Consider the following 23,673-nt stretch of genomic DNA (forward strand, 5'->3'; position numbering starts at 1 on the left):
ATCCTTTCGAATCGGGGAGGTCAGGAGGTCGGCTGGGTCGCCCCGAGCACCGCGAGCACGCTCGCGAGGCTCAGGTGCAGGTGCACGTGGGTGGCGTGCGCGGCGAGCGCCGCGTCACCGTCGATGATCGCGTCCAGGATCAGCAGGTGTTCGGCCGCGGCGGCCCGCAGCCGCACTGGGTTGCCCCTGGCCACCCGGCGGATGCGGGCCAGGTGAGTGCGCACGGTGTCGAGGGCGCCCACCAGGAAGGAGTTGTCGACGGCGGCGTCGATGGCGGCGTCGAACTCGTCGATGAGCGCGTAGTACTCGTGGATGCCGTCCTCGCCCGTCTCGAGCAGGGTCGGGGCGACGACGAATCGCTCGCGCAGCATCCCGAACGCCGTGCGGTCGTCGCGGCGCGCGGCCAGGGTCGCGGCCCGCTCCTCGAGGGCCTCGCGCAGCTCGTAGAGGTCGTTGATCGACTCGACCGACATCTCGGTGACCGAAAAGCCCCGGCCGCTGCGGCCGGCGACGAGGCCGTCGGCCACGAGCCGCGCCACGGCGGAGCGCAGCGGGGTGCGGGAGACGCCGAGCCGCGCGGCCTGTTCCACCTCAAGCAGCACCGTCCCGGCCGGCAGGACTCCGTCGAGGATCTCGTCGCGCAGCACCCTGTAGGCCCGGTCGCTCGCCCGCTCCGGTGCGGACTTCACGGTCTCTGTATACACAAGCGCATTCTATTCCCCTATGGCACCGTTTGTGCCAGACTACCCGCACCCCAACCGCACCCTGTGTATACATGAGGTCCTCACTGACGAGGTTCACCGTCTAACATTTGCCGTCGTTTCATCAGCTATCCCATTTCACCGGAGCAAAGGAGCCCCATGAAGGAATCACTGAAAGACACCAGACCGGGAGGTGCGATCGACTATGTCGCCTTCGAGACCACCGACCGCTTCGTCAACCTGCAACGCCGGCGCCGCCGGTTCGTGGTGCCGCTGGCCGTGTTCTTCCTGGTCTGGTACTTCGCGTTCGTGCTGGTGGCCGCCTACCTGCCCGACGTGATGGCGATCAAGGTCTTCGGCAGCGTCAACCTGGGCCTGGTGCTGGGCCTGGGCCAGTTCGTCACGACGTTCGCCATCACCATCTGGTACGTCGCATTCTCCAACCGGGTGCTCGACCCGCTCGGCGCCGAGCTGCGCGCCGAGCTTGAGCAGAAGGCCGCCGCATGAGCGCCCTGGGCATGACAGTGGCCGGCATCGCGGCCGCGGTCGAACAGGCAGAGACCAACCCGGTCCTGAACATCTCGATCTTCCTGGCCTTCGTGGCCGTCACCCTGGTGATCGTGATCCGGGCCGGGCGCAACAACCGCACCGCGGCCGATTACTACACCGGCGGCCGTTCCTTCACCGGGCCGCAGAACGGCTTCGCGATCGCCGGCGACTACCTCTCGGCGGCGTCATTCCTCGGCATCGTCGGCGCCATCGCCGTGAACGGCTACGACGGGTTCCTCTACTCGATCGGTTTCCTGGTGGCCTGGCTCGTTGCCCTGCTGCTGGTGGCCGAGCTGATGCGCAACACCGGCAAGTTCACCATGGCGGATGTGCTCTCCTTCCGTCTGGCCCAACGGCCGGTGCGCGTCGCGGCGGCCACCACCACCCTGGCGGTGTGTTTCTTCTACCTGCTCGCCCAGATGGCCGGCGCCGGCGGCCTGGTGTCGCTGCTGCTGGGCATCAACGACAAGCTCGGCCAGTCCGTCGTCGTCACGGTGGTCGGCGGCCTGATGATCCTCTACGTGCTGATCGGCGGCATGAAGGGCACCACCTGGGTGCAGATCGTCAAGGCGTTCCTGCTCATCATCGGCGCGGGAGCCATGACGGTGTGGGTGCTGGTGATCAACGGGTTCAACCTGTCCACCCTGCTGGATTCCGCCGTCGCGAACGCCACGGTCACCCCCGGGGAGTCGATCCTGGCGCCCGGCCTGCAGTACGGCGGCAACCCGCTGGACTTCATTTCCCTGGCCATCGCCCTGGTGCTCGGCACCGCCGGGCTGCCGCACGTGCTGATGCGCTTCTACACGGTGCCCAGCGCCAAGGAGGCCCGACGCTCGGTGGTCTGGGCGATCTTCCTGATCGGGGCGTTCTACCTGTTCACCCTGGTGCTCGGATTCGGCGCCGCGGCCCTCGTGGGTGCAGACGCCATCCTCGCCTCCCCCGGCGGGGTGAACTCGGCGGCGCCGCTCCTGTCGCTGGCGCTCGGCGGCCCGCTGCTGCTGGGCTTCATCTCGGCGATCGCGTTCGCCACGATCCTCGCCGTCGTGGCCGGCCTCACCATCACCGCGGCCACCTCCTTCGCGCACGACATCTACGCGAGCGTGATCAAGAAGGGCAAGGGCAACCCCGACGGCGAGGTCAAGATCGCCCGGCGCACCGTCGTGGTGATCGGCATCCTCGCCATCGCCGGCGGCATCGGCGTGCAGGGGCAGAACATCGCGTTCCTGGTGGCGCTGGCCTTCGCCGTCGCGGCGAGCGCCAACCTGCCCACCATCCTGTACTCGCTGTTCTGGCGCGGTTTCACGACCCGGGGTGCGCTGTGGAGCATGTACGGCGGGCTGGGTTCGGCGATTCTGCTGATCGTGTTCTCGCCGGTGTTCTCCGGCACGCCCACCTCGATGTTCGGTGAGGGCGTGGACTTCGCGATCTACCCGCTGAACAACCCGGGCATCATCTCGATCCCGCTGGGCTTCTTCCTCGGCTGGCTCGGCTCGGTCACCAGCACCCGCCGGGAGGACCCGAAGCTGGCCGCCGAGATGGCGGTGCGCTCCCTCACCGGCTTCGGCGCCGAGAAGGCGAGCGAGCACTAACCACCACCAACTGTTCCCCGAACGGACAAGTGCACCCGGTGTGCCGGGACCATTTGTCCGTGCGGGGAACAGTTGCGCGGTTGGGTCAGGCGCGTGGGGTGAGCGGGCCGCGGGCGACCAGGTGCGGGGCGGCCTGCGCGACCGGCTTGACCACAAGCAGGTCAACGTTCACGTGGGCAGGCATTTCCACGGCGGCCACGATGGTGGCGGCGATGTCCTCGGCCACCAGCGGATGCGGCACGTTCGTATAGGCGGCCTTCGCCTTCTCGGCGTCGCCGCCGAAGCGGACCAGACCGAATTCGTCGGTCTGCACCATGCCGGGGGCGATCTCGATCACCCGGATCGGTTCGCCGCTGAGCTCGAGGCGCAGCACCTCGGTCAGCGCGTGCGCGGCGAACTTCGCGGCGTTGTACCCGCCGCCGCCGGCGTACGCCGTGTGCCCGGCGATGGAGGTGATGTTGACGATGTCGGCGGATACGGCAGCCACGTTTCTAGCAGCGGCCGTGGCATCCGGTTCGGCGGCGATCGAGGCGCGCAGCAGCGGCAGCAGGGCGCTCGTGACCCGCTTGAGCGCGAGCACGTTGATCTCGTACATCCAGGCCCAGTCGTCGATCGAACCGGCCTCGACGGAGTCGAGCCCTTTGGCGCCGCCGGCGTTGTTGACCAGGGCGTTCACCGGGCCGGAGGCGGCGAGGTACTCCCGCAACGCGTCCACGTCGGCCTGCACGGTGAGGTCGGCGGCGAACACCGCCGCGCCGGTCTCCCTGGCCAGCGTCTCGAGTCTGTCGGCCCGGCGGGCCACGCCCACCACATCCCAGCCGTGTTCCCGGAACAGGCGAACCGTCGCCGCTCCGATTCCCGAACTCGCACCAGTGACCACGACTCTTTTTTTGCCCATTGCCCCATTCTGCCCGGAGAATAGACCCAATGAGTTCGCCGACAGAGACCCCGCACCACCACGCCGGCCCGCACAAGCCGAAGCGCCGCGTACCTCTGTGGGACAACGCCCGCTGGATCGCCATCACCCTGATGGTGATCGGTCACGCGATCCTCAAATTGATCGGCGAATCCGACACCGCCTACGGTGTCTACCTGTTCATCTACGCGTTCCACGTGCCGGTGTTCGTCGCGGTCAGCGGCTACTTCGCCAAGTCGGGGCCGCCGGGTCCCCGTCAGATGCACCGGCTGATCACCGACGTCGTCTTCCCGTACCTGATCTTCGAGACCATCTGGACGCTGGTGGACTGGGCGCTCAGCGGCACCCTCACGGTGGACTACTCGACCCCGTCCTGGACGCTCTGGTTCCTGATCGCCCTCGCCATCTGGCGGGTGGCGCTGCCCTACCTGGTGCTGATGCGGTACCCGCTGCTGATCAGCATCGCCATCTCGGTGGGCGCCGGCTACGTCGGCGACATCGACAGCACCTTCTCGTTGTCGCGCACGCTGGGGCTGCTGCCGTTCTTCGTGTTCGGCTGGAAACTACGCCAGTGGCCGCTCACGGCCAGGTGGATGCACCTGCACCCGGCCGCGGTCTGGCGCTGGCGGTCCGGCGCGATCGCTCTCTTCGGCGCCCTCGCCCTCGCCGTCAGCATCAACATCGTCGGGGTGCGGGACCTGCGGCTGCGCAGCTTCACCCTGTACGACGAGGCGTACTGGCAGTTCGGCTACGACCAGTTCTGGGCCGGTGTCATCAGGCTGGGCCTGATGATGGCGTCATTCGGGTTCATCCTGGCTTTCCTGATGCTGATGCCGCGCCGGGCCACCTGGTTCACGCCGTTGGGCGCCGCCACCATGTACATCTACCTGCTGCACAGCTTCCTGCTCTACCCGTTGCGGGAGACCGGGGTCCTCGACGGGCCGCAGCCGCCGTGGGTGCTGCCGGCCGTGATCCTGCTGGCCATCCTGATCTCCGTGGTGCTCTCGCTGCCCGTCGTGAAGCGCATCTTCCGGCCCCTGGTGGAACCGAGACTGCGCTGGCTGTTCAGGCAGGAGCCGTCCACCCACACGGGCACCATCGTGCTGCCGCACGGGCCCGGCCGGTAGCCCCGCGGCAGCAGGCTCGGCAGATGACGTAGTGTTTCGCGGTCCGTTGTCGCCCGGTACACCTCTGCCTATGGTTGCAGCAGAGAAGCGGAGCCCGCAGGTTCCGCTGCCGTAGACACCTCGGGGAGACGCCCCGACCACGAACAGGGAGACCGACCCATGAGCGATTCCGCAGACTGGAAGTTCGAAACCAAGCAGGTCCACTCCGGGGCCCGCCCCGACCCCGTGACCAACGCGCGTGCCACGCCGATCTACCAGACCACCTCGTACGTCTTCAACAACGCCGAACACGCCCAGAACCTGTTCGCGCTGGCCGAATTCGGCAACATCTACACGCGCATCCAGAACCCGACCCAGGCCGTGGTCGAGGAGCGCGTCGCCGCGCTCGAAGGCGGCACCGGCGCCCTACTGGTGGCCTCGGGCCAGGCCGCGTCGACCTTCGCGGTGCTCAACATCGCCCAGGCCGGCGACCACATCGTGTCGTCCAGCTCCATCTACGGGGGTACCTACAACCTCTTCAAGTACACCCTCGCCAAGCTCGGCATCGAGACCACCTTCGTCGAAGACCAGGATGACGCCGCCGAGTGGGCCCGGGCGGTGCGGCCGAACACCAAGCTGTTCTTCGCCGAGACCATCGGCAACCCCAAGATCAACGTGCTCGACATCGCTCTGGTCGCCGAGGTGGCGCACACCAACGGGGTGCCGCTCATCGTCGACAACACCATCGCGACGCCGTACCTGATCCGTCCGTTCGAACACGGTGCCGACATCATCGTGCACTCGGCCACCAAGTTCCTCGGCGGCCACGGCACCATCATCGGCGGCGTCGTCGTCGACGGCGGCCTGTTCGAGTGGTCGGCCAACGTCGAGAAGTTCCCCGGCCTCACCGAGCCCGACCCGTCGTACCACGGCGCCAGCTACACCGCCGCGGTCGGCGACGCCCTCGCGTTCATCATCAAGGCCCGCGTGCAGTTGCTGCGCGACCTCGGCAGCGCCATCGCCCCGGCGAGCGCCTGGCAGCTCATCCAGGGCATCGAGACGCTGAGCCTCCGCATCGAGCGGCACGTGTCCAACGCGCAGACCATCGCGGAGTTCCTCGAGAACCACCCCGACATCGCCTCGGTCAACTACGCCGGCCTGCCGTCCAGCCCCTGGTACGCAGCCGCCAACAAGTACGCCCCGCTGGGTGTCGGCGCCGTGCTCTCGTTCGAGCTCAAGGGCGGGGTGGATGCCGGCCGCGCGCTGGTGGACAACCTGAGCCTGTTCAGCCACCTGGCCAACATCGGCGACGTGCGCTCGCTCGTCATCCACCCCGCGTCGACCACGCACGCCCAGCTCACCCCGGAGCAGCAGCTCACCGCGGGCGTCACGCCCGGCCTGGTGCGCCTGTCCCTGGGCATCGAGAACGTCGTCGACCTGCAGGCCGACCTCGAGGCCGGCCTGGCCGCCGCCCGAGCCGTGGTCGCGGCGTCCCGCGCGAACGCCTAGAACCCGTCCACACCTCGCGAGCCGTGAGCTAAGCCCCATCCCGGAGCCCGGGATGGGGCTTTTCTAACGGCTCGCGGCCGTTTACCCGCCCGCACGACGTAACAATCGGCGGCCACGGCCGAACATGGCCACAATGGAGCCGTATGGAATGGCAATACTCCGCGGACACCGTCCCCACCAGCCTCGTCACCGACGCACAGGCGCGCTCGCTGCTGGGCAAGCCGCCCGTCACGGGTGCCTGGCGTGACGGCGACCCGGTGGGCGGCCGCCGGTTCGTCGACATCGGCGCCCTGGACCTCGAGGCCGGCGGGCACCTGGCCGCGGTGCGGATCGCCTACGAGAGCTGGGGCGAACTGAACCCGGCCGGCGACAACGCCGTGCTGGTGCTGCACGCGCTCACCGGGGACAGCCATGTCGTCGGCCCGCCGGCGCCCGGGCATCCGACCGCCGGTTGGTGGAGCGGCATTGTCGGCCCCGGCCTGGCGATCGACACCGACCGGTGGTTCGTGGTGGCGCCGAACATGCTCGGCGGCTGCCAGGGCAGCACCGGTCCGGCGTCCCTCGCGCCGGACGGCTCCGAATGGGGGCCCCGGTTCCCCTATTTGACCATCCGCGACCAGGTTGCGGCGCAGGTGCTCCTCAGCGACCGGATCGGCGTCGAACGCTGGGCCGGGATCGTCGGCGGTTCCATGGGCGGCATGCACGTGCTGGAGTGGGGCATCGACCACCCCGGCCGGGTGGCCCGGCTGGGCATCCTGGCCGCCCCGCCGGTCACCACCGCCGACCAGATCGCACTCAATTCGGTGCAGATCGAGGCGATCCGTACCGACCCCCTCTTTCGTGCGGGCGACTACTACGACGCCGAGGCCGGCGACGGTCCGAGCCGGGGCCTCGCCCTGGCCAGGCGGATGGCGCTGCTCAACTACCGCAGCCCGTCGGAACTCAACTCCCGGTTCGAGCGCAGCTGGCAGAGCGACATCACCCCGCTGGGCGCGCACGGCCGGTTCGCCGTGGAGTCCTATCTCGACTTCCACGGCAACAAATTCACCCGGCGGTTCGACGCGAACAGCTACATCACCCTGGTCGAGGCCATGAACTCCCACGACATCGGCCGGGGCCGGGGCGGCATCGACGCCGCACTGGCCCGCATCACGGCCCGCACCCTCGTCGTCGGCATCGACAGCGACAGGCTGTTCCCGCTGGACGGCCAGCGCGTCATCGCGGCGGGCCTCGGCAGCGGCGAACCCGCCGTGATCGAGTCCGGCTACGGCCACGACGCATTCCTCATCGAGGATCAGGCCATCGGCGACCGACTGCGGTGGCTGCTCGGCTGAACGGGCTGAATCGGCTGAACGCGGGAAGGGTTGACAGGCGGAGCGTTCGGGAGAACTCTGACTGCCATGAAACCCGGCCCGCTCATCATGCTGCTGATCGGCACTATCGTGGCCCTGATCGGCTTCGGGCTCACGGCCACGGGCATTGTCGCCGCCGTCGCCGCCGGCGTACAGGGTGAGAACGGCTACTTCTCCTCCCGCACCGTGCCCCTCGTCACAAACTCCTACGCCCTGACCAGTCCCCCGCTCGGTCCCGTCACGACCACGGGAACGACCCCGCCCCTCAACATGGATGTGGCGAGGATCCGGTTGGTGGCGACGGCAGTCAACGACGACCCCGTGTTTGTCGGGATCGCGCCGCAGGCCGACGTCGACAGCTACCTGGCGAACGTGGCGCACAGCGAGGTGCGCGGCATCGAATCGATGCCGTTCCGGGCGCGGTACGCAGACATCGCCGGCACCGACCGCCCCGAACCGCCCGCCGACCAGGACTTCTGGACCGTCAGCGCAGCCGGGCCCGGCAGCCAGGAGATCACCTGGCCGGTGCAACCGGGTTCCTGGGCCGTCGTGGTGATGAACGCGGACGGCAGCAGACCGGTCGCCGTGCAGGTCAGTGCCGGCGTGCGCTCTGGGCTCCTGGTGCCCGCGGCGATCACCCTGCTGCTGATCGGCATCGTGACCCTGGTGATCGGCCTGGTCCTGGTGATCCTCGGCGTGATCGGCCTCGGCCGCAACGGACCGGCACCGTCCAGCCGCAGCGGTCCCACACCCGCAGGGGCGGGAGCACCCGGCCAGCCCGGCGCCGATCCCGACCGGCCCGGCGCCGACTATCCGGCCCGGCTGAACGGCTGGCTCGACCCCGGAGTCTCGCGGGCGCTCTGGCTGGTCAAGTGGATCCTGATCGTCCCGCACGTCATCGTGCTGTTCTTCCTGTGGTTCGGGCTCTGGCTCGGCACCATCGTGGCGGGCTTCGCCATCCTGTTCACCGGGCGCTACCCGCGGTCGATCTTCAACTACAGCGTCGGCGTGCTGCGCTGGAACTGGCGGGTGAGTTTCTACTCGTACTCGGCGCTCGGCACCGACAGGTATCCGCCCTTCACCCTCGCGGCCACCGACTATCCGGCCGACCTCGAGGTGGACTATCCCGAGCGCCTGTCGCACGGCCTGGTCCTGGTCAAGTGGTGGCTGCTGGTGATCCCGCACCTGTTCATCGTGGCGATCATCGCCGGCGGCAGCTGGGGCTGGTCCGCCGGCACCAACGGCTGGACCACCGCCACCAGCACCGGGTTCTCGCTCTTGGGCATCCTGGTGCTCATCGGCGCCGTGATCCTGCTCTTCAGCGGACGGTACCGGCGCGGCATCTTCGACCTGGTCCTCGGCCTCAACCGCTGGCTGTACAGGGTGATCGTCTACGTCGCGCTGATGCGCGACGAGTACCCGCCGTTCCGGCTCGACCAGGGTCCGATCGATCCGGGCTCCGTCGCTCTGGCAACACCCGCTCCGGGCGCCACCGTCGCTCCCCATGACGGTTGATCGGCCGCTCCCCGGCCCCCGGCCCGACAACGGCCCCGACCGTGCCGACAGGTTCCTGCGCAACTGGCTGCTCTGGGTCAGTCTCGGCGAAAGCGTGGGGTTCCTCGTTCCGGTCCTGGCCCAACTGACCTTCGCCGGCTCACCCGTGGTGGCGCCGGCGTTGATCCTCGCCGGCGCCGTCGAAGGAACCGTTCTCGGCTGGACCCAGGCGACGGTGCTCCGCAGCCGAGTGACGGCGCTGAACCGCCGCCGCTGGGTCGGCGCCACAGCCATCGCCGGCGCCGGGGCCTGGTTCATCGGGTTGTTGCCCGCCGAGTGGGCCGAGGTCTGGCAGCGCTGGCCGGCGTCAGCCCAATTCGCCGCCGGAATCCTCCTCGCCACGGTCCTGCTGTGCGCCCTGGGGTTCGCCCAGTGGTTCGAGCTCCGTCGGCACCTCCGGGGCGCCGGCTGGTGGATCCTCGGCAGCGCCGCCGCCTGGGGCGCCGGCCTGGCCGTGTTCTTCGCCGTCGCCACACCGCTGTGGGCGCCGGGCCAGTCCGTCGCCCTCATCCTGCTCATCGGGGTCCTCGCCGGGGTGTTCATGGCGGTGTCCATGGCCCTGGTGAGCGGCGTGGTTCTGCACCTGCTTCTGCGTCAAAGGGAAAGACCTCCTCAACAGCCGTAAATCCGTCACCCGGGCCGATAAGGTGACGGGTAGAGCACTCATGAGGAGTACTGCATCCATGCCACGTATTGCCAGAGAGCGCGATCGGGTCCTTCGCCGGACCGCACGGGTAACCGGGCTGACCGCTTCGGTGACGTCGCTGGTCTACCTGGCCGTGCCGGGCGGGATCGATGCGCCCGTGACCCTGTTCTCCGGGTCCCTGATCCTGTTGATGGTCGGCTGCCAGTACGTCCTCGGCCAGAGCGGCGCCCTCCGGTGGGTGTTGTGCACAGTGCTGCTGAGCAACGCCGTTATCCTCGCCGTCGGGTTGGCCACCAGTGGTGATGTCGGTCTCAACCCCGTCGAGGAGGCCCTGATCGGCACCCTGGCTGCCGGCGCGGCCAGCAGCGTCGCCCCGGTGCTTGTCGTCGGAGCCGGTCGCCAGCTCATCCTGTTCGGGTCCTTCGGTGTGACCGTGGCCGGTGTGGCGTTCGTCACCATCTCGGCGGGCGGGTCTGCGTTGCCCCTGGCCCTGACCGTGTGCGGCTGGGCAGCATTGTCCCTGGGCGGCTGGTGGATTGCGCAGAGCGTGCCCCGGGTGCTGCAACGGGTCGCCGCGATCGGGCGGGCGCACCAGGCCGAACGTCATGCCAGCGAGCTCGAGGCGCAACGCCGGCAGGGTGCCAGGCTGCTGCACGACACCGTGCTGGCCACCCTCACCCTCCTCGCGCATTCGGGCGTGGGTGTCAGCCCCGCCGCCCTGCGGCTGCAATCCGGCGATGACGCCCGCCTGCTGCGCCAATTGCGCCTGGGTGCGCTGCCCACCCCCAGCCGTTCCGGGGTGTACACCCTGGAACCGTCCAACACGTCGATGCTCGGCAGCACCCTCGAGTCGGTGAAGCAGCGTTTCGGCAGGATGGGACTCGAGGTCGACTGGCATGGCAGCGGCCAGGTGCTTCTGCCCAGCGATGTTCTCGACTCGTTTCTCCTCGCCCTCGGCGAGTGCCTCGAAAACGTGCGCAGGCACTCCGGCGTCACCCGGGCCGACGTCACGATCTCTGACGACGACACGACGGTGCGCGCCATGGTGACGGATGCCGGCCGGGGGTTCGACCTCAGCGCCGTCGACACCGAAAGTCTCGGGTTCGCCGAGTCCGTCGTGGCCCGGCTTCGCGACGTCGGCGGCAGCGCGCGCCTGTTCTCCTCCCCCGGCTCCGGCACCACCGTCGTCCTCGAGGTACCCAAGTGACGTCGGGGGCGGCGACCCCGGCCCCGCCGCACACCGGCAGTTCGTCGGCCAGAGGGCACAAGCAACTACTCGACGACCAACGCGACGAACGTCGCCGCACCTTTCGCCGGCCGCAGCGCACCGTGCAAACCACCCTGGCCAACCGCACCGGGCTCGGCAGCCGTCACCTCGGCTTCGGGATCTCCCTGAGCGGCGGGTTCTTCGCCCTGTTCCTGCTCTGGCGGTTCGCGAGCCAGTGGGACCGGTACCCGAACCCGTTGCCGACCCTGGCGGCCTGGATCGTCCTGATACTCGCCGCCGTCGCGACCCTGGTCCTGGTCAACAGGCTGCCCGACCGGATGCCGACCTGGCTGTTCCTCGCCGTGCTCGCCATGGGCGAGGTCGTCGTCGGGCTCGACCTGGCCGGATACGGTCACGGCACCGCCGCGGGCACCTACCCCACCGCCGCCGCCGCCGTCGGCGCCCTCTTCGCCGTGCTCGTCTCGGTGCGGCGCGGCCGCGAGATCGTCGCCGCCACCCTGGTCCTGGGCGCCGTGATCGCGGCGGGCTCGGTCACCGCGGCACGCTACGATCCCGAACTCGTGGCCCCGGCCATCCTGACCATCGGCCTGTGCGTGTGCCCCCCGCTGATCGGGGCGTCGGTCGTGCGCGGCTTCCGTCGCATCGTGCAGCGTGAGCTGGACCTGGTGCTCGTGCAGAGCACCATCAGCCAACCGTCATCCGCCGTGGGCATGCTCGCATCCGAGGAGTTGGCCCGGATCGACCTGGACGCCGAAACCCTGCTTGACGACGTCGCCACCGGACGTACCGCCCTGCCGCTCAGTACGGCGAAATCGGCGGCGGCGGCGACGCTCGCCACCCAGTTGCGCCTGCACCTCATCGAGGGCCGCCGGGAGACCTGGCTGCACCATGCCCTCACCGAGTCCGAATTCCTCGGCCCCGCCGTCAACCTCGAAGACCCGGCCGGACTGGCCGGCCAGCTCTCGCCGGCCCAGCGTGATGCGCTGCTGCTGGCCATCTGGCTCCTGATCAGTGACACCGATGGTGCCGAACCGACGATTTCGCTGGTGTTCGGGCCGTTCGGGCGTACCAATGGGCACATCATCGGTGAAATGCTGCGGTTTCCGATCAAAATGATCGTGGAAGGGGTGCCTCGTCGTCGGGTGGACCCGGAGACATGGCAAGCTATCCGAGTAGTGGGCCCTCACATCGATTCGGTGCGAAGTGGGCATCTCCACGTCGACATCGAATGCAGTATTGACAATCCTGCGGACGCGTGAGCGGGCCAGTCGGCCCGGGGGCGCCCCGACAGGGAAAATGCAACAGGAGGCAGTAGTGACGAACACAGCAGTGACGCTCATCGACAATCCCATCCGGTTGGCCCTGGTCGACGACCACCGGATGCTCCTGGGAGCGCTGACCGAGTGGATCAGAGGCGCCGCGGACGACATCAACATGGTGGCCGCCGTGACCACCTGGCCCGAGCTTCTCACCCACCCGGAGTTCCCGGTCGACGTGGTGTTGCTCGACCTGGACCTCAAGGACAACATCCCGGTCTCGCTCAAGATCTCCACCCTCAAGACAGCTGGGGTCAAGACCGTGCTGATGAGCACCTACTCCGAGCCGGCCCTGGTGCGGGAGGCCCTCGCGGCCGGTGCTCTCGGTTACCTCGTCAAGACCGAGGAGGCCAGCACCATCGTCGAAGCCATCCACGCCGCGAACGTGGGAGAGTCCTACATCTCCGCCGAGCTCGACCTCGCCCTGCACGCCGGGTCCGCCGGCAGCTCGCCGCGGCTGAGCGCCCAGGAACGCCGGGTGATGGCGCTGTACGGGGCCGGTGAGCCGGTCAAGGCCGTCGCCCACCAGCTCGGCATCTCCGAGGAGACGGCGAAGTCGTACCTCAAGCGGATCCGCGAAAAGTACCGTCTCGCGGGTTTCGACGTGGGAACCAAGGTCGCACTGCGCAAGCGTGCCATCCACGACGGCATCCTGCTGCAGTCCGACTAAAACACCACCGGCCGGGTCGGCGCGGGTCTCAGTCCGTGCCGACCACCGTGATCAGTGCTGTGCCGTACGGCACGTGCTGACCCCGCTTCCGGCGTGCACCGTCGATCGCGAAGGTGAGTACGGCCAACGCCAGCCCCACCACGCTCAGGCCGAAACCGACCCAGATCGGGGCGAGGTACCCCAGGCCGCCCGCGATGACGATGCCGCCCAGGAACGCGCCGAGCGCGTTGCCGAGGTTGAGCGCCGAGTGATTGAGGGCCGCGGCGATCGACTGGCTGTCGTGCGCGACATCCATCAGCCGGGTCTGGATGGTCGGTGACAGCGCCGCCGCCGACGCGCCGACCAGGAACACCCCGGTCAGCAGCCCGGCCAGGTGCTGCGCGGAGAAGGCCAGCAACAGCAGGGCCGCGAGCATGATGGCGAAGAACGTGTACATGCTGCGCCGCACACTGCGGTCGGCGAACACGCCGCCGGCGAAGTTACCCACGGTCATACCCAGGCCCACCACGACGAGCACGAGCGGCACGGCGAGAGCGGGCAGCCCGGTGACCTCGATCACCAGCGGGGCCACGTAGGTGTACACGGCGAACAACCCGCCGAACCCGACGGCGCCGATCAGGAGCGCGAACCAGACCTGCAGGCGCCCGAAGGCGCGCAGTTCGTTGCGCATGGTGGCGCCGGGGTCCCCGGCCTGGAACGGCACGGCCACGATGACGGCGACGAAGGTCACCGCGAAGAGGGCGGCCACGGCGATGTAGGCGACCCGCCAGCCCGCGACCTGGCCGAGCCAGGTGATCGACGGCACACCGATGACGTTGGCGATGGTGAGGCCCGACAGCACGATCGCGACACCACGGGCCCGCTTGCCGGGGCCCATCAGCTCAGCGGCGACCAGCGACGCGATACCGAAATAGGCCCCGTGCGGCAGGGCAGCGACGAACCTGGCCACGAGCACCAGCCCGAAGGTCGGCAGCAGCGCGGAGGCGATGGTGGCCAGGGTGAAGCAGGCCAGCAGCACGAGAAGCAGCTGCTTGCGCGGCCACCGGGCCGCGGCCGCGGCGATCGTGGGCGCCCCGACGACGACACCGAGGGCGTAAGCGGAGATGAGCCAGCCGACCTGGGCGTTGGCGGCATCCGGCGACGACGCGTAGAGGCCGGGCAACAGGTCGGCGGCCAGGTTGGGTAGCAGCCCCATGGCCACGAATTCGGTGGCACCGATCGCGAAGCCGCCGAGGGCGAGCGCCAGCAGGGCGAGGCGAACACGGGTCGGCGACAGGCGCGTCGATCCGTCGGAAAGTGAGGGCATCAATCCAGACTACGGGGCGGTCGTGTCAGCAGTGTTACGCGCCGGCGGCCGGCCGGGGTGTCGGATGCGCTCCGCCTGACTCGTCCATGGCCGCCTCGAGGCGGTCCAGTTTGGCGGTGAGTTCGCCGGAATAGCCGGGCCGAATGTCGGCCTTGAGCACCAGCGACACCCTGGAGCCGAAGGCGCCGACGGCATCCGTCGCCGCCTTGACGACGGCGAAGACCTCATCCCAGTCGCCCTCGATGGTGGTGAACATCGAGTCGGTGTGGTTGGGCAGTCCGGACTCCCGCACCACGCGCACGGCGGCGGCGACGGCGTCGTGCACCGAATCGGATGGGCCGCCGGAGGGGGCGACCGAGAACGCGACAAGCATGATTACTCCTTGAGGATCGGGCGGGACGAGGCGGCACCGGGACTGGCGGCGCTACTACCTGACAGTGTTGCGGAGGAACCGCCGAGCCGCCAGATGCGAACGAGCATCCACCCCAGCAGCACCAGCTCCAGGAGGTTGCGCACCGACAGGATCAGCACCATGAGCCGGGTGGTGGCCAGCAGGTCGTTGTAAAAGTACGGGTAGACGATCTGGGTGAGCGCCGCCATCGACAGGGCCATGAGCGCCGGGCCCCGCCAGGCTCGCCAGGAGGAGACCAGTCCGAGGATCAGCGGGGCGGCCAGCCAGGTCATGAACTGCGGCGAGCCCACCTTGTTGACCGCGATCAGGGTGAGCACCAGGGCGAGCAGCAGCGGCGGGAACAGCAGGTCAGCCGCCGCGCCGGCGCGTTGGGCGCGCCAGCCGAGCAGCAGCACCGCGCCGACGCAGAGCGCCAGCAGCGGGGTCAGCACCGCGCTCGCGATGCCGGTGCCCGCACCGATCACCTGGTAGGTCAGGATCTGCTGGTCGTAGTAGACGAGGGAGCCGGGGATGCCCAGGGCCGATTGCCACAACCACCAGGACGCCACTGGCGCCTCGATCTGGATTCCCCGGTTGGTCTGCTCGGTCACGAAGCTGAGGATGGTGGCCCCGCTGCCGGCGAGCAGGGCCGCTCCGATGATCAGACCGGAGGTGCCGGCGAAGGCGGCCAGCACCTGCCAGCGCCGCTTCGAGGCCACCACCAGCGCGATGATCGCCGCGACCGGCCACACCTTGACCCAGGTGGCGACAGTGAGGAGCACCGCTCCCCAGAACGGGCGGCTACGCAGCCAGAGCAGCCCCAGAATCGTCAGCGGCACCGTCACGGAGTCGATCCTGGCCAGCGCGATGGGGCCCAGCAGCAGCAGGAACAGCAGCCACCACCAGGCGGCCAGGGCCGCCGCCTGGCCCGGCCGACGGCCGATCAGCGCGGCGAAGGCGACCGCGTTGAGCACGGTGACCAGGCCCAGCCAGCTGAGCGCGTACAGCCCGGCGCCGAAGACCAGCGACGCGAGGATCGGGGCGAGTGCCAGGATCGGGTAGACGAAGTCGGTGTCGATGCCCAGTCTGACGGCGCCGGATGCCGTGGCCTCGGCCCAGCCCAGGTAGACCCGCTCCACGTCGCCGAGCGGCCAGCCGATTCCGCTGAGGTTCAGGGTGATGAGCACCGCGTGCACGATCGCGAAGCCGCACCACAGCAGGGCGGGGCGGCGCAGGAATTCGGGCACGCTCCACTGTGGCACACTCCCCCGGCGGCGACGGCTCAGGCCAGTAGCGCCGCGATCGAAGCCGGAACGGCCTGGGCCACGTCAAGCGCGACGATCGGGCCGCCGCCGGACGCCCGGTGCGCCGCTGCCCCGTGCACGAACGCGGCCGTGGCGGCGAGCGCGGCGAGCGCGTCGGCATCCGCCTCGATCCGGGCGCTGTTCGTGGCCAGCAGCGCACCGAGGATGCCGGCCAGGACATCGCCGGATCCGGCCGTCGCCAGCCAGGCGGGGGCGCCGGACACCGTCAGGCGGATACCCGACGGTGACGCCAGGTGGGTCACGCTGCCCTTCACCAGCACCGTGACATCGAGCAGCACGGCGGCCCGGATCGCCCACTCCCCGGGCTCAGCGGCGATATCATCGACGGTGACGCTCTCGCCGGACCGGCCCAGCAGAGCGGCCAGTTCCCGGTAGTGCGGGGTGATCAGCCGGGGGCCGGCGCCGACGCCGACCAGGTCGAGTGCGCCCGCGTCGAGCACCGTGGGCAGGCCCTGCCGGAGCGCCTTCTGCAGCTGTTTCGTCGTCTCCGGGCTGCGACTGCCGGCATCCATGCCTGAGCCGAGCAGCCAGGCCTGAACCCGGCCGTCGACCGTCACCACCTCGGGGCGGCGCTGCATCACCAGGGTCTCGACCCGACGCGGACCGAGGTAGCGCAGCATGCCCACCCCGGTGCGGCTCGCGGCCTCAACGCCGAGCACCGCCGCTCCCGGATACTCGGTGGAACCCGTGCGCACACCCAGCACACCGCGGCTGTACTTGTCATCGGTCGCCTGCGGCACCGCGATCCAGTCACGGGCCTGGGCGGCCTCCCATTCCAGCCATCGTCGAGGTTTCGCCATGCACTCACGATAGGTTGTTTCGGTGTCCGATATCAGCACCGCCCTCGCCCCCGCAACCGCCGATTCCACCACGACGGTCGCTCTGTTCGACCCGATCAGCCTGCGCGAGGTTGTCATCCGCAACCGGCTCTGGGTCGCGCCGATGTGCCAGTACGCCGTCAGCGAGCAGAACGGCGTGCCGACCGACTGGCATCTGGTGCACCTGGGCTCGATGGCCGCGGGCGGCGCCGGGCTGATCGTCACCGAGGCCACCGCCGTGAGCCCGGAGGGCCGCATCAGCGACCTGGACACCGGGATCTGGAACGACACCCAGGCGTCCGCCTGGGCGCGCATCGTCGACTACCTGCACGGGCACGGCGCCACCGTCGGCATCCAGCTCGCCCACGCCGGCCGGAAGGCGTCCACCTGGCCGGCCTGGGGCACCAGCCTGCACGGCAGCGTGCCCGCCGACCGGGGCGGCTGGCCGACGCTCGGGCCGTCCGCCATCGCCTTCCCCGGCTACACGGCGCCGGTGGCGCTGGACCGCGCCGGTATCGACACCGTCGTGGCCGACTTCGTTGCGGCCGCTCGACGCGCCATCGGCGCCGGCTTCGACGTCCTGGAACTGCACGCCGCCCACGGCTACCTGTTGCATCAGTTCCTCTCCCCGCTGAGCAACCAGCGCACCGATGAGTTCGGCGGCTCACTGGAGAACCGCGCCCGCCTGCTCCTACGCGTCGTCGAAGCGGTGCGGGCCGAGGTCGGCGAGGGTGTTCCGCTGCTGGTGCGGTTCTCCGCCACCGACTACGCCGTCGACGGCTGGACCGTGGACGAGACCGCCGTCGTCGCCGGTTGGGCCGCACAGGCCGGGGCCGACTTCTTCGACGTGTCCTCGGGCGGCAACGTCACCGGGGTGCAGATTCCCCTCTCCCCCGGGTATCAGGTCCCATTGGCGCGACACGTCAAGGACACCGCCGCCGTGCCTGTCAACGCCGTCGGGCTGATCACGACCGCCGCACACGCGAACGAGATCGTGGCCTCCGGCGCGGCGGATGCCGTCATGCTCGGCCGCGAGTTCCTGCGCGACCCGCACTTCGCCCTCCGCGCCGCCGCCGAACTGGGCGTGCAGCTGGACTACTGGCCCGGCCCGTACCTGCGGGCCACCTGGCCGGAAGCCTGAGTCGCCTCCGGCCGGCGCCCGCGGCCTCAGCCGTCCTGCGCGACGCAGAGGATGTTGCCCTCTGAGTCCTTGAACCACGCCGCCTTTTCCCCGCCGGTCGTGGCGATGCCGTTCTCGGTCTTCAAACCGGGCATGTCGTACTCCTCGAACACGACGCCGGCCTCCCTCAGCTTGGCGACCTCGGCCTGCACGTCTGGGGTCACCCAGAGCAGTGCGGTGTTCTTGGCCGTTCCGGCGTTCTCGGTCTCGTACATCAGCACCGCGGCGCCCGCGGGGGTGCGGTAGCGCAACTCGCCCTCACGTTCCTCGGCCGGTTCCATCCCCAGCTTGTCCTTATAGAACGACTTGGCCCGGCGCAGATCCTTAGCCGGTAGCACCGCGGCGGCTTCCAATTGACTCAACATAAGACACCTCGTTTCCTTTCTGCCGAACAGGGTACGCCGGGCGGTACCGCACGGCGAGGCCACCCAGAACCGCGGCAGCTACTCTGAATGGATGACCTCCGCTCAGAACGAACCCGTCGACATCCGCCTCATTGCCTCTGACATGGATGGAACGCTGCTCGACGCCGATGGGCGGGTTCCCGACAGGTTCTGGCCGCTGCTCGAGGGCCTCCTCGCCGCCGGCGTGCTGTTCTCTCCGGCGAGCGGCCGGCAGTACCAAACGCTGCTCGCGACCTTCGGTGACCGGGACGGGCTGGTCTACATCGCGGAGAACGGCACCAATATCGTTCGCGGCGGCGAGACCATCGCTCTCGAACCCGTCGAACCGGACATCATCGCTCCCATCGTCGACTGGGTGCGGATGATGTCGGACTCCGGAGCCGACCTGGGCATCGTCGTGTGCGGGGCCAGGAGCGCGTACATCGAACGCGCAGACGAGGCGTTCATCAACAGCGTGCGCCCGTACTACGCCGCCCTCGAGGTCGTCGAGGATGTCACGGCGGCCGCGGGCGGGGACGACGTGCTCAAGCTCGCCATCTTCGATTCCGGCCAGGCGGAAACCCGCACAGGGCCGGCGATCCTCGCGCTCGGCCTCCCCGCCGACGTCGTCATCTCCGGCGAGAACTGGGTGGATGTCATGCGCCCCGGGGTGAACAAGGGCACGGCGCTCATCCGTCTGCAGCAGCACCTGGGCATCAGCCGGGAGCAGACCATGGCCTTCGGCGACTTCCTGAACGACGCCGAAATGCTCGACGCCGCCGGGCATTCATACGCCGTCGCCAACGCCCACCCGAGCATCCGTGCACGCGCCAGGCACCAGGCCCCGTCGAACCTGGATGAAGGCGTCATCACGAGCATTCTCGCGGCGCTGCCGGCGCTGGCACCGGCCTAGGCGATCTTCCCGCCGAGCCTGTTGTGGCGACGGCCGCCGGCCGAACTCACGCCGGGTCGCCCGCGCCCCGTGCAGGAGTTGTGCAGCCGCACGTGCGTGAGAGCGCGCGAGGACGCCGGTGGGTGGGCGTCTAGAGCCGCCGGGTGGCGTCCTGCACTTCGCCGACGAGTTCCTCGATGATGTCCTCCAGGAACAGCACCCCGGTGGCGTCGCCCGTGACGGTGAAGGTGCGGGCCAGGTGTGCGCCGGAGCGGCGCATGGTGGCCAGGGCATCCTCGAGGTCGGTGTCCTCGAAGATCGACACCAGCTGGCGGATCAGCTTGGCCGGGATCGGGTCGGTGTAGCCGGTCCGGCCGGTGTCGACGGGGTCGATGGGGTCGACGTCCAGGCCGAGCACGTCCTTGAGGTGGATGTAGCCGCTGGGTTCGCCGGATTCGTAGTCGAGCACGTAGCGCGAGAAGCCGTGCCGGGTGACGGCCTTCTCCACGTCGGCGGGGGTGGCCGATTCGGGCAGAGTGACCAGCTGGTCCAGCGGCACGGCGATGTCCTTGGCCTTCTTGGCCGTGAATTCGAACGCCGCCGACAGGGCGCCGGAGTCGTCGCTGAGCACGCCCTCCTTGGTGGACTGGGTGACGATGGTCGCCACCTCGTCGAGGGTGTAGGTGCTCGTCGCCTCGTTCTTGGGTGCCACGCCGAACAGGCGCAGCACGCCGTTGGCCGTGGCGTTCAGGGCCACGATGACGGGCTTGACCAGACGGCCGAAGAAGACCAGCGGCGGGGCCAGGATCAGCACGGCCTGGTCGGGGATCGAGAACGAGAGGTTCTTGGGTACCATCTCGCCGAAGACGACGTGCAGGTAGGACACGATGAGCAGCGCCATGATGAACGCGATGGTGCCGATGGCCTCCTCGGGCAGCCCGGTGAGGTTCAGCGGGATCTCGAGCAGGTGGTGGATCGCGGGTTCCGACACGTTCAGGATCAGCAGCGAGCACACGGTGATGCCCAGCTGGGAGGTCGCGAGCATCAGGGTGGCGTGCTCCATGGCCCACAGCGCGGTCTTGGCGCTGCGCTTGCCGGCCTCCGCGAGAGGTTCGATCTGGGAGCGGCGTGCGGAGATCACGGCGAATTCGGCGGCGACGAAGAACGCGTTGCCGAGCAGCAGCACGAACAGCCAGCCGAGTCCGGCCCAGTCGTTCATCGGCCGCTCACCCGCTTGGTCTGCGATGAAGTGGTCACGGGTTCCTTCTGGATGGTGCGCACGGCGCCGGTCGCGGGAGGGCCGGGTTCGACGGGGTCGGGGGTGTAGCGCAGCCGGTCGATGCGACGGCCGTCGAGCCGTTCCACCCGCAGTTCGCCGGTGGGGATGCGCACGATGTCGCCGACGACGGGCAGCCGGCCGAGTTCGCTCATCACGTAGCCGGCGACGGTCTCGTATGGACCGTCCTCGGGCACGGTCAGGCCGGCCCGCTCGTGCAGTTCGTCCGGCCGCAGCATGCCGGGGAAGGTCAGGGAGCCCTGCGAACGCACAATGCCGGCCCTGGTGCGGTCGTGCTCGTCGGCGACCTCGCCGACGAGTTCCTCCACGAGGTCCTCGAGGGTGACGACGCCGGCGGTTCCGCCGTATTCGTCGACAACGACGGCCATTTGGAAGCCGCGGCCGCGCAGCTCGCCGAGCAGCCCGTCGAGCTTCATGGTCTCCGGCACCCGCAGCGCCTCGGACTGCAGGGCAGACACCGGCACATCCGAGCGTCGGCTGCGCGGCACGGCCACGGCCTGCTTGACGTGGACGATGCCCACCACGTCGTCGGCGCTCTCGTCGATGACGGGGAAGCGGGAGTAGCCGGTCTGCCTGGTGAGGTCGATGACCGCCTGCGCGCTGGCGTTGCGCTGGATGCTGGCCAGCCGGGGGCGGGGGGTCATCACGTCGGATGCCGTGTGTCCGGAGAACAGCAGGGTGCGGTGCAGCAGTGTCGCCGTGTCCGCCTCGAGCAGGCCGGCGCTGGCCGACCGGCGCACCAGGGAGGAGAGTTCCTCGGCGGTGCGGGCCCCGGATATCTCCTCCTTGGGCTCGATGCCGACCATCCGCAGGAGGCCGTTGGCGCTCTCGTTCAGGACCGTCACCGCGGGCTTGAACACCGTGGTGAACACCGTCTGGAACGGGATGACGACCTTGGCGGTCTGGATCGGCAGCGCCAGGGCGAAGTTCTTGGGCACCAGCTCGCCGACGATCATCGAGACCAGGGTCGCGAGCACGATGGCGACAGCCGATCCCACGACGGGCACAACGGCCTCGGGGATGCCCACGAGGCTCAGCGGCGCCGCGAGCAAGGAACTGATTGCGGGCTCCATCGCGTACCCGGTGAGCAGCGTCGTCAGGGTGATGCCCAGCTGGGCGCTGGAGAGGTGCGTTGAGGTGATCTTGAGCGCGGCGATGGTCAGCGCCAGGCGGGTCTCGCCGCGGTCGCGGCGCGCCTCGAGGTCGGAGCGGTCGAGGTTGACCAGCGCGAATTCGCTGGCCACGAACAGGCCCGTGCCCAGGGTCAGGATCAGGCCGATCCCGAGCATGATCCACTCATACACGGGCAGCACCGCCGCGGGTCACAGGCGAGGGTTTATGGTCGGGTGAATTCGCAGAAGGGGGGTCGTCCATTAGAGGGCCAACTATACCGGGACTGCCTGCACGGTTCCACGTGCGAGCTACCAGGAAACCACGAGCGCCTTGCCCTCCTCGTAGCCCGCTGCCGACTGGATTCCGACCTTCGCCCGATCGTGGAATTCGGCCACGCTGGCCGCCCCCGCGTAGGTGAACGAGCTGCGCACGCCGGAGGTGATCATGTCGAGCAGGTCTTCGAGCGAAGGACGCAGCGGGTCCAGGTAGATCTTCGACGAGGAGATGCCCTCGGCGAACAGGGTCTTGCGGGCCAGTTCGTACGCGTCGAGCCTGTCGAAACGCTGCTGCACGGCCTTGGTCGAGGCCATGCCCCAGCTCTCCTTGTAGAGGGCGCCGGATGCGTCGGTGTCCAGGGTGCCCGGCGCTTCGATGGTGCCCGCGAACCAGGAACCGATCATCACGGAGGCGGCCCCGGCGGCGAGTGCGAGCGCCACGTCGCGCGGGTAGCGCACCCCGCCATCCGCCCAGACATGCGCGCCGAGCTTGCCGGCGGCCTCGGCGGTCTCGATCACGGCGGAGAACTGCGGGCGGCCGACGGCCGTCATCATCCGGGTGGTGCACATGGCGCCGGGCCCGACGCCCACCTTGATGATGTTCGCTCCGGCGCCGACGAGGTGCTCGACGGCGTCGGCGGTGACCACGTTGCCGGCGACGATGGGGATGCCGAGCTTGAGCTCAGAGACGGTGCGCAGCGCGCGGATCATGCCGGCCTGGTGGCCGTGCGCGGTGTCGAGCACGAGCACGTCGACGCCGGCGGCGGCGAGCGCGCGGGCCTTGGCGGCGACGTCGCCGTTGATCCCGACGGCGGCGGCCACGAGCAGCCGGCCGGAGCTGTCGACGGCGGGCTGATACAGGGTGGAGCGCAGGGCGCTCTTGCGGCTGAGCGTGCCGATCAGCTTGCCGCGCAGCAGCACGGGGGCGAAGTCGAGGTCGGCGGCGCTCATCACGTCGAACGCGTTGCGCGGTGTGTCGATGTCCTCGGCGTCGAGTGACGTGAGCGGGCCGTGCAGCAGGTCGCCCAGGCGGGCGTCCGGCAGCGCCGAGGCGAGCCTGGCCGCGTCGATGCAGCCCAGGTAGGTGTCGTCACCGTTGTGGATGACCAGGCCCTGGCCGGTGACCGGCGGCACTTGGCGCAGCGCGTCGGCCACGGTGGCGTCGGGGGCGAAAACGAACGGGGTGTCGTACTGCACGGGCTGGGACTTCACCCAGCGGATGGCCGCGTCCAGGTCCTGCAGGTGCATATCCTGCGGCAACACGCCGAGGCCGCCACGCCGGGCGAGAGACGCCGCCAGGCGGGGTCCGGTCACCGAGTTCATGTTCGCCGAGACGATCGGGATCGTGGCCGCGGTGCCGTCCCCCGGCGCGAGTGACACGTCGAGCCGACTGTTGATCGCCGACTGGCTGGGCACCAGGAAGACGTCGGAATAGGTCAAATCGTGGCGAGGTACCGCTCCATAGAACTGCATGTTTTTAACGCTAGTCCTCCCGAGCCGTGCCGGTGCAGCACCTCGATGGGATTAGTCTTGATATCAACACACTGACCCGGCGGT

22 protein-coding genes are annotated in these 23,673 nt (G+C 69.3%); 12 read left to right on the forward strand and 10 right to left on the reverse strand.

Going from position 1 to position 23,673, the window contains the following annotated elements; all coding sequences use genetic code 11:
- Nucleotides 1-20 precede the first annotated feature (20 nt).
- Complete coding sequence (locus tag CXY76_RS03540; protein WP_233199540.1) at nucleotides 21-704, reverse strand: GntR family transcriptional regulator; 684 nt, start codon at nucleotides 702-704, stop codon at nucleotides 21-23.
- Nucleotides 705-860: 156 nt separating this feature from the next.
- Between CXY76_RS03540 and CXY76_RS03545 the strand changes: the two genes are divergently transcribed.
- Together CXY76_RS03545 and CXY76_RS03550 are read left to right on the forward strand one after the other, a co-directional pair.
- A complete protein-coding gene (locus CXY76_RS03545; protein WP_104162883.1) occupies nucleotides 861-1,208 on the forward strand; it encodes a DUF485 domain-containing protein in 348 nt (115 codons plus the stop codon).
- Between the two features lie 11 nt (nucleotides 1,209-1,219).
- Nucleotides 1,220-2,839, forward strand: a complete 1,620-nt coding sequence (locus CXY76_RS03550) for a cation/acetate symporter ActP (RefSeq protein WP_104162931.1) — start codon at nucleotides 1,220-1,222, stop codon at nucleotides 2,837-2,839.
- An 85-nt stretch (nucleotides 2,840-2,924) separates the two neighbouring features.
- Here CXY76_RS03550 and CXY76_RS03555 read toward each other — a convergent pair whose 3' ends face one another.
- A complete protein-coding gene (locus CXY76_RS03555) occupies nucleotides 2,925-3,737 on the reverse strand; it encodes an SDR family NAD(P)-dependent oxidoreductase (RefSeq protein WP_104162884.1) in 813 nt (270 codons plus the stop codon).
- A 29-nt stretch (nucleotides 3,738-3,766) separates the two neighbouring features.
- Between CXY76_RS03555 and CXY76_RS03560 the strand changes: the two genes are divergently transcribed.
- From CXY76_RS03560 to CXY76_RS03595, 8 genes are all read left to right on the forward strand, one after another.
- The gene (locus tag CXY76_RS03560) at nucleotides 3,767-4,882 is read left to right on the forward strand and encodes an acyltransferase family protein (protein WP_104162885.1); all 1,116 of its coding nucleotides are present in this window, start codon (nucleotides 3,767-3,769) and stop codon (nucleotides 4,880-4,882) included.
- Nucleotides 4,883-5,041: 159 nt separating this feature from the next.
- Nucleotides 5,042-6,370: a bifunctional o-acetylhomoserine/o-acetylserine sulfhydrylase gene (locus tag CXY76_RS03565; RefSeq protein WP_104162886.1), complete on the forward strand. Its 1,329-nt coding sequence runs from the start codon at nucleotides 5,042-5,044 to the stop codon at nucleotides 6,368-6,370.
- A 143-nt stretch (nucleotides 6,371-6,513) separates the two neighbouring features.
- Entirely contained in the window at nucleotides 6,514-7,704 is a 1,191-nt protein-coding gene (locus CXY76_RS03570; protein ID WP_104162887.1) for a homoserine O-acetyltransferase, read from the forward strand.
- A gap of 66 nt (nucleotides 7,705-7,770) precedes the next feature.
- Nucleotides 7,771-9,237 (forward strand): DUF4389 domain-containing protein, encoded by a 1,467-nt coding sequence (locus CXY76_RS03575; RefSeq protein WP_104162888.1) that lies wholly within the window; start codon nucleotides 7,771-7,773, stop codon nucleotides 9,235-9,237.
- On the forward strand, nucleotides 9,227-9,901 hold the full coding sequence (locus CXY76_RS03580) for a hypothetical protein (RefSeq protein WP_104162889.1): 675 nt from the start codon (nucleotides 9,227-9,229) through the stop codon (nucleotides 9,899-9,901). The genes CXY76_RS03575 and CXY76_RS03580 overlap by 11 nt, the downstream gene beginning before the upstream one ends.
- 58 nt (nucleotides 9,902-9,959) lie before the next feature.
- A complete protein-coding gene (locus CXY76_RS03585; RefSeq protein ID WP_104162890.1) occupies nucleotides 9,960-11,129 on the forward strand; it encodes an ATP-binding protein in 1,170 nt (389 codons plus the stop codon).
- The gene (locus tag CXY76_RS03590; protein ID WP_104162891.1) at nucleotides 11,126-12,409 is read left to right on the forward strand and encodes a hypothetical protein; all 1,284 of its coding nucleotides are present in this window, start codon (nucleotides 11,126-11,128) and stop codon (nucleotides 12,407-12,409) included. The genes CXY76_RS03585 and CXY76_RS03590 overlap by 4 nt, the downstream gene beginning before the upstream one ends.
- 55 nt (nucleotides 12,410-12,464) lie before the next feature.
- Nucleotides 12,465-13,136 carry a response regulator gene (locus CXY76_RS03595; RefSeq protein ID WP_369826061.1) on the forward strand — a complete coding sequence of 224 codons (672 nt, stop codon included), beginning with the start codon at nucleotides 12,465-12,467 and terminating at the stop codon, nucleotides 13,134-13,136.
- A gap of 28 nt (nucleotides 13,137-13,164) precedes the next feature.
- Here CXY76_RS03595 and CXY76_RS03600 read toward each other — a convergent pair whose 3' ends face one another.
- Genes CXY76_RS03600 through CXY76_RS03615 form a run of 4 tightly spaced genes read right to left on the reverse strand, consistent with a single transcriptional unit; the run spans nucleotide 13,165 to nucleotide 16,958 of the window.
- Nucleotides 13,165-14,442, reverse strand: a complete 1,278-nt coding sequence (locus CXY76_RS03600) for an MFS transporter (protein WP_104162893.1) — start codon at nucleotides 14,440-14,442, stop codon at nucleotides 13,165-13,167.
- Nucleotides 14,443-14,476: 34 nt separating this feature from the next.
- Nucleotides 14,477-14,815, reverse strand: coding sequence for a thiamine-binding protein (locus CXY76_RS03605; protein ID WP_104162894.1), 339 nt, complete (start codon nucleotides 14,813-14,815; stop codon nucleotides 14,477-14,479).
- A 2-nt stretch (nucleotides 14,816-14,817) separates the two neighbouring features.
- The gene (locus CXY76_RS03610; protein ID WP_104162895.1) at nucleotides 14,818-16,080 is read right to left on the reverse strand and encodes a glycosyltransferase 87 family protein; all 1,263 of its coding nucleotides are present in this window, start codon (nucleotides 16,078-16,080) and stop codon (nucleotides 14,818-14,820) included.
- Nucleotides 16,081-16,115: 35 nt separating this feature from the next.
- Nucleotides 16,116-16,958 (reverse strand): ADP/ATP-dependent (S)-NAD(P)H-hydrate dehydratase, encoded by an 843-nt coding sequence (locus CXY76_RS03615; protein ID WP_104162896.1) that lies wholly within the window; start codon nucleotides 16,956-16,958, stop codon nucleotides 16,116-16,118.
- A 22-nt stretch (nucleotides 16,959-16,980) separates the two neighbouring features.
- Here CXY76_RS03615 and CXY76_RS03620 point away from each other — a divergent pair, with 22 nt between their 5' ends.
- A complete protein-coding gene (locus tag CXY76_RS03620) occupies nucleotides 16,981-18,117 on the forward strand; it encodes an NADH:flavin oxidoreductase/NADH oxidase (protein WP_233199542.1) in 1,137 nt (378 codons plus the stop codon).
- A 26-nt stretch (nucleotides 18,118-18,143) separates the two neighbouring features.
- Here the strand turns inward: CXY76_RS03620 and CXY76_RS03625 are convergent, their stop codons facing one another.
- Nucleotides 18,144-18,521 carry a VOC family protein gene (locus tag CXY76_RS03625; protein WP_104162897.1) on the reverse strand — a complete coding sequence of 126 codons (378 nt, stop codon included), beginning with the start codon at nucleotides 18,519-18,521 and terminating at the stop codon, nucleotides 18,144-18,146.
- A 91-nt stretch (nucleotides 18,522-18,612) separates the two neighbouring features.
- Here CXY76_RS03625 and CXY76_RS03630 point away from each other — a divergent pair, with 91 nt between their 5' ends.
- Complete coding sequence (locus CXY76_RS03630; RefSeq protein WP_104162898.1) at nucleotides 18,613-19,452, forward strand: Cof-type HAD-IIB family hydrolase; 840 nt, start codon at nucleotides 18,613-18,615, stop codon at nucleotides 19,450-19,452.
- A 130-nt stretch (nucleotides 19,453-19,582) separates the two neighbouring features.
- Here CXY76_RS03630 and CXY76_RS03635 read toward each other — a convergent pair whose 3' ends face one another.
- The 3 genes from CXY76_RS03635 to CXY76_RS03645 all read right to left on the reverse strand — a co-directional run bounded on the left by CXY76_RS03635 (nucleotide 19,583) and on the right by CXY76_RS03645 (nucleotide 23,589).
- Entirely contained in the window at nucleotides 19,583-20,650 is a 1,068-nt protein-coding gene (locus tag CXY76_RS03635) for a hemolysin family protein (RefSeq protein WP_104162899.1), read from the reverse strand.
- On the reverse strand, nucleotides 20,647-22,017 hold the full coding sequence (locus CXY76_RS03640) for a hemolysin family protein (RefSeq protein WP_104162900.1): 1,371 nt from the start codon (nucleotides 22,015-22,017) through the stop codon (nucleotides 20,647-20,649). The genes CXY76_RS03635 and CXY76_RS03640 overlap by 4 nt, the downstream gene beginning before the upstream one ends.
- 132 nt (nucleotides 22,018-22,149) lie before the next feature.
- Nucleotides 22,150-23,589 carry a GuaB1 family IMP dehydrogenase-related protein gene (locus CXY76_RS03645; protein WP_104162901.1) on the reverse strand — a complete coding sequence of 480 codons (1,440 nt, stop codon included), beginning with the start codon at nucleotides 23,587-23,589 and terminating at the stop codon, nucleotides 22,150-22,152.
- Nucleotides 23,590-23,673 lie beyond the last annotated feature (84 nt).

Origin of the sequence: Cryobacterium sp. N22, assembly GCF_002929555.1 — a bacterium.
Lineage (GTDB): Bacteria > Actinomycetota > Actinomycetes > Actinomycetales > Microbacteriaceae > Cryobacterium.

Excerpts from the sequence above, each read along its gene's own strand:
- CXY76_RS03545 (WP_104162883.1), top strand. The coding sequence starts at position 861 with ATGAAGGAATCACTGAAAGACACCAGACCGGGAGGTGCGATCGACTAT.
- CXY76_RS03550 (WP_104162931.1), top strand. The coding sequence starts at position 1,220 with ATGACAGTGGCCGGCATCGCGGCCGCGGTCGAACAGGCAGAGACCAAC.
- CXY76_RS03555 (WP_104162884.1), bottom strand. The coding sequence starts at position 3,737 with ATGGGCAAAAAAAGAGTCGTGGTCACTGGTGCGAGTTCGGGAATCGGA.
- CXY76_RS03560 (WP_104162885.1), top strand. The coding sequence starts at position 3,767 with ATGAGTTCGCCGACAGAGACCCCGCACCACCACGCCGGCCCGCACAAG.
- CXY76_RS03565 (WP_104162886.1), top strand. The coding sequence starts at position 5,042 with ATGAGCGATTCCGCAGACTGGAAGTTCGAAACCAAGCAGGTCCACTCC.
- CXY76_RS03570 (WP_104162887.1), top strand. The coding sequence starts at position 6,514 with ATGGAATGGCAATACTCCGCGGACACCGTCCCCACCAGCCTCGTCACC.
- CXY76_RS03575 (WP_104162888.1), top strand. The coding sequence starts at position 7,771 with ATGAAACCCGGCCCGCTCATCATGCTGCTGATCGGCACTATCGTGGCC.
- CXY76_RS03580 (WP_104162889.1), top strand. The coding sequence starts at position 9,227 with ATGACGGTTGATCGGCCGCTCCCCGGCCCCCGGCCCGACAACGGCCCC.
- CXY76_RS03585 (WP_104162890.1), top strand. The coding sequence starts at position 9,960 with ATGCCACGTATTGCCAGAGAGCGCGATCGGGTCCTTCGCCGGACCGCA.
- CXY76_RS03600 (WP_104162893.1), bottom strand. The coding sequence starts at position 14,442 with ATGCCCTCACTTTCCGACGGATCGACGCGCCTGTCGCCGACCCGTGTT.
- CXY76_RS03605 (WP_104162894.1), bottom strand. The coding sequence starts at position 14,815 with ATGCTTGTCGCGTTCTCGGTCGCCCCCTCCGGCGGCCCATCCGATTCG.
- CXY76_RS03615 (WP_104162896.1), bottom strand. The coding sequence starts at position 16,958 with ATGGCGAAACCTCGACGATGGCTGGAATGGGAGGCCGCCCAGGCCCGT.
- CXY76_RS03625 (WP_104162897.1), bottom strand. The coding sequence starts at position 18,521 with ATGTTGAGTCAATTGGAAGCCGCCGCGGTGCTACCGGCTAAGGATCTG.
- CXY76_RS03630 (WP_104162898.1), top strand. The coding sequence starts at position 18,613 with ATGACCTCCGCTCAGAACGAACCCGTCGACATCCGCCTCATTGCCTCT.
- CXY76_RS03635 (WP_104162899.1), bottom strand. The coding sequence starts at position 20,650 with ATGAACGACTGGGCCGGACTCGGCTGGCTGTTCGTGCTGCTGCTCGGC.
- CXY76_RS03640 (WP_104162900.1), bottom strand. The coding sequence starts at position 22,017 with ATGCTCGGGATCGGCCTGATCCTGACCCTGGGCACGGGCCTGTTCGTG.
- CXY76_RS03645 (WP_104162901.1), bottom strand. The coding sequence starts at position 23,589 with ATGCAGTTCTATGGAGCGGTACCTCGCCACGATTTGACCTATTCCGAC.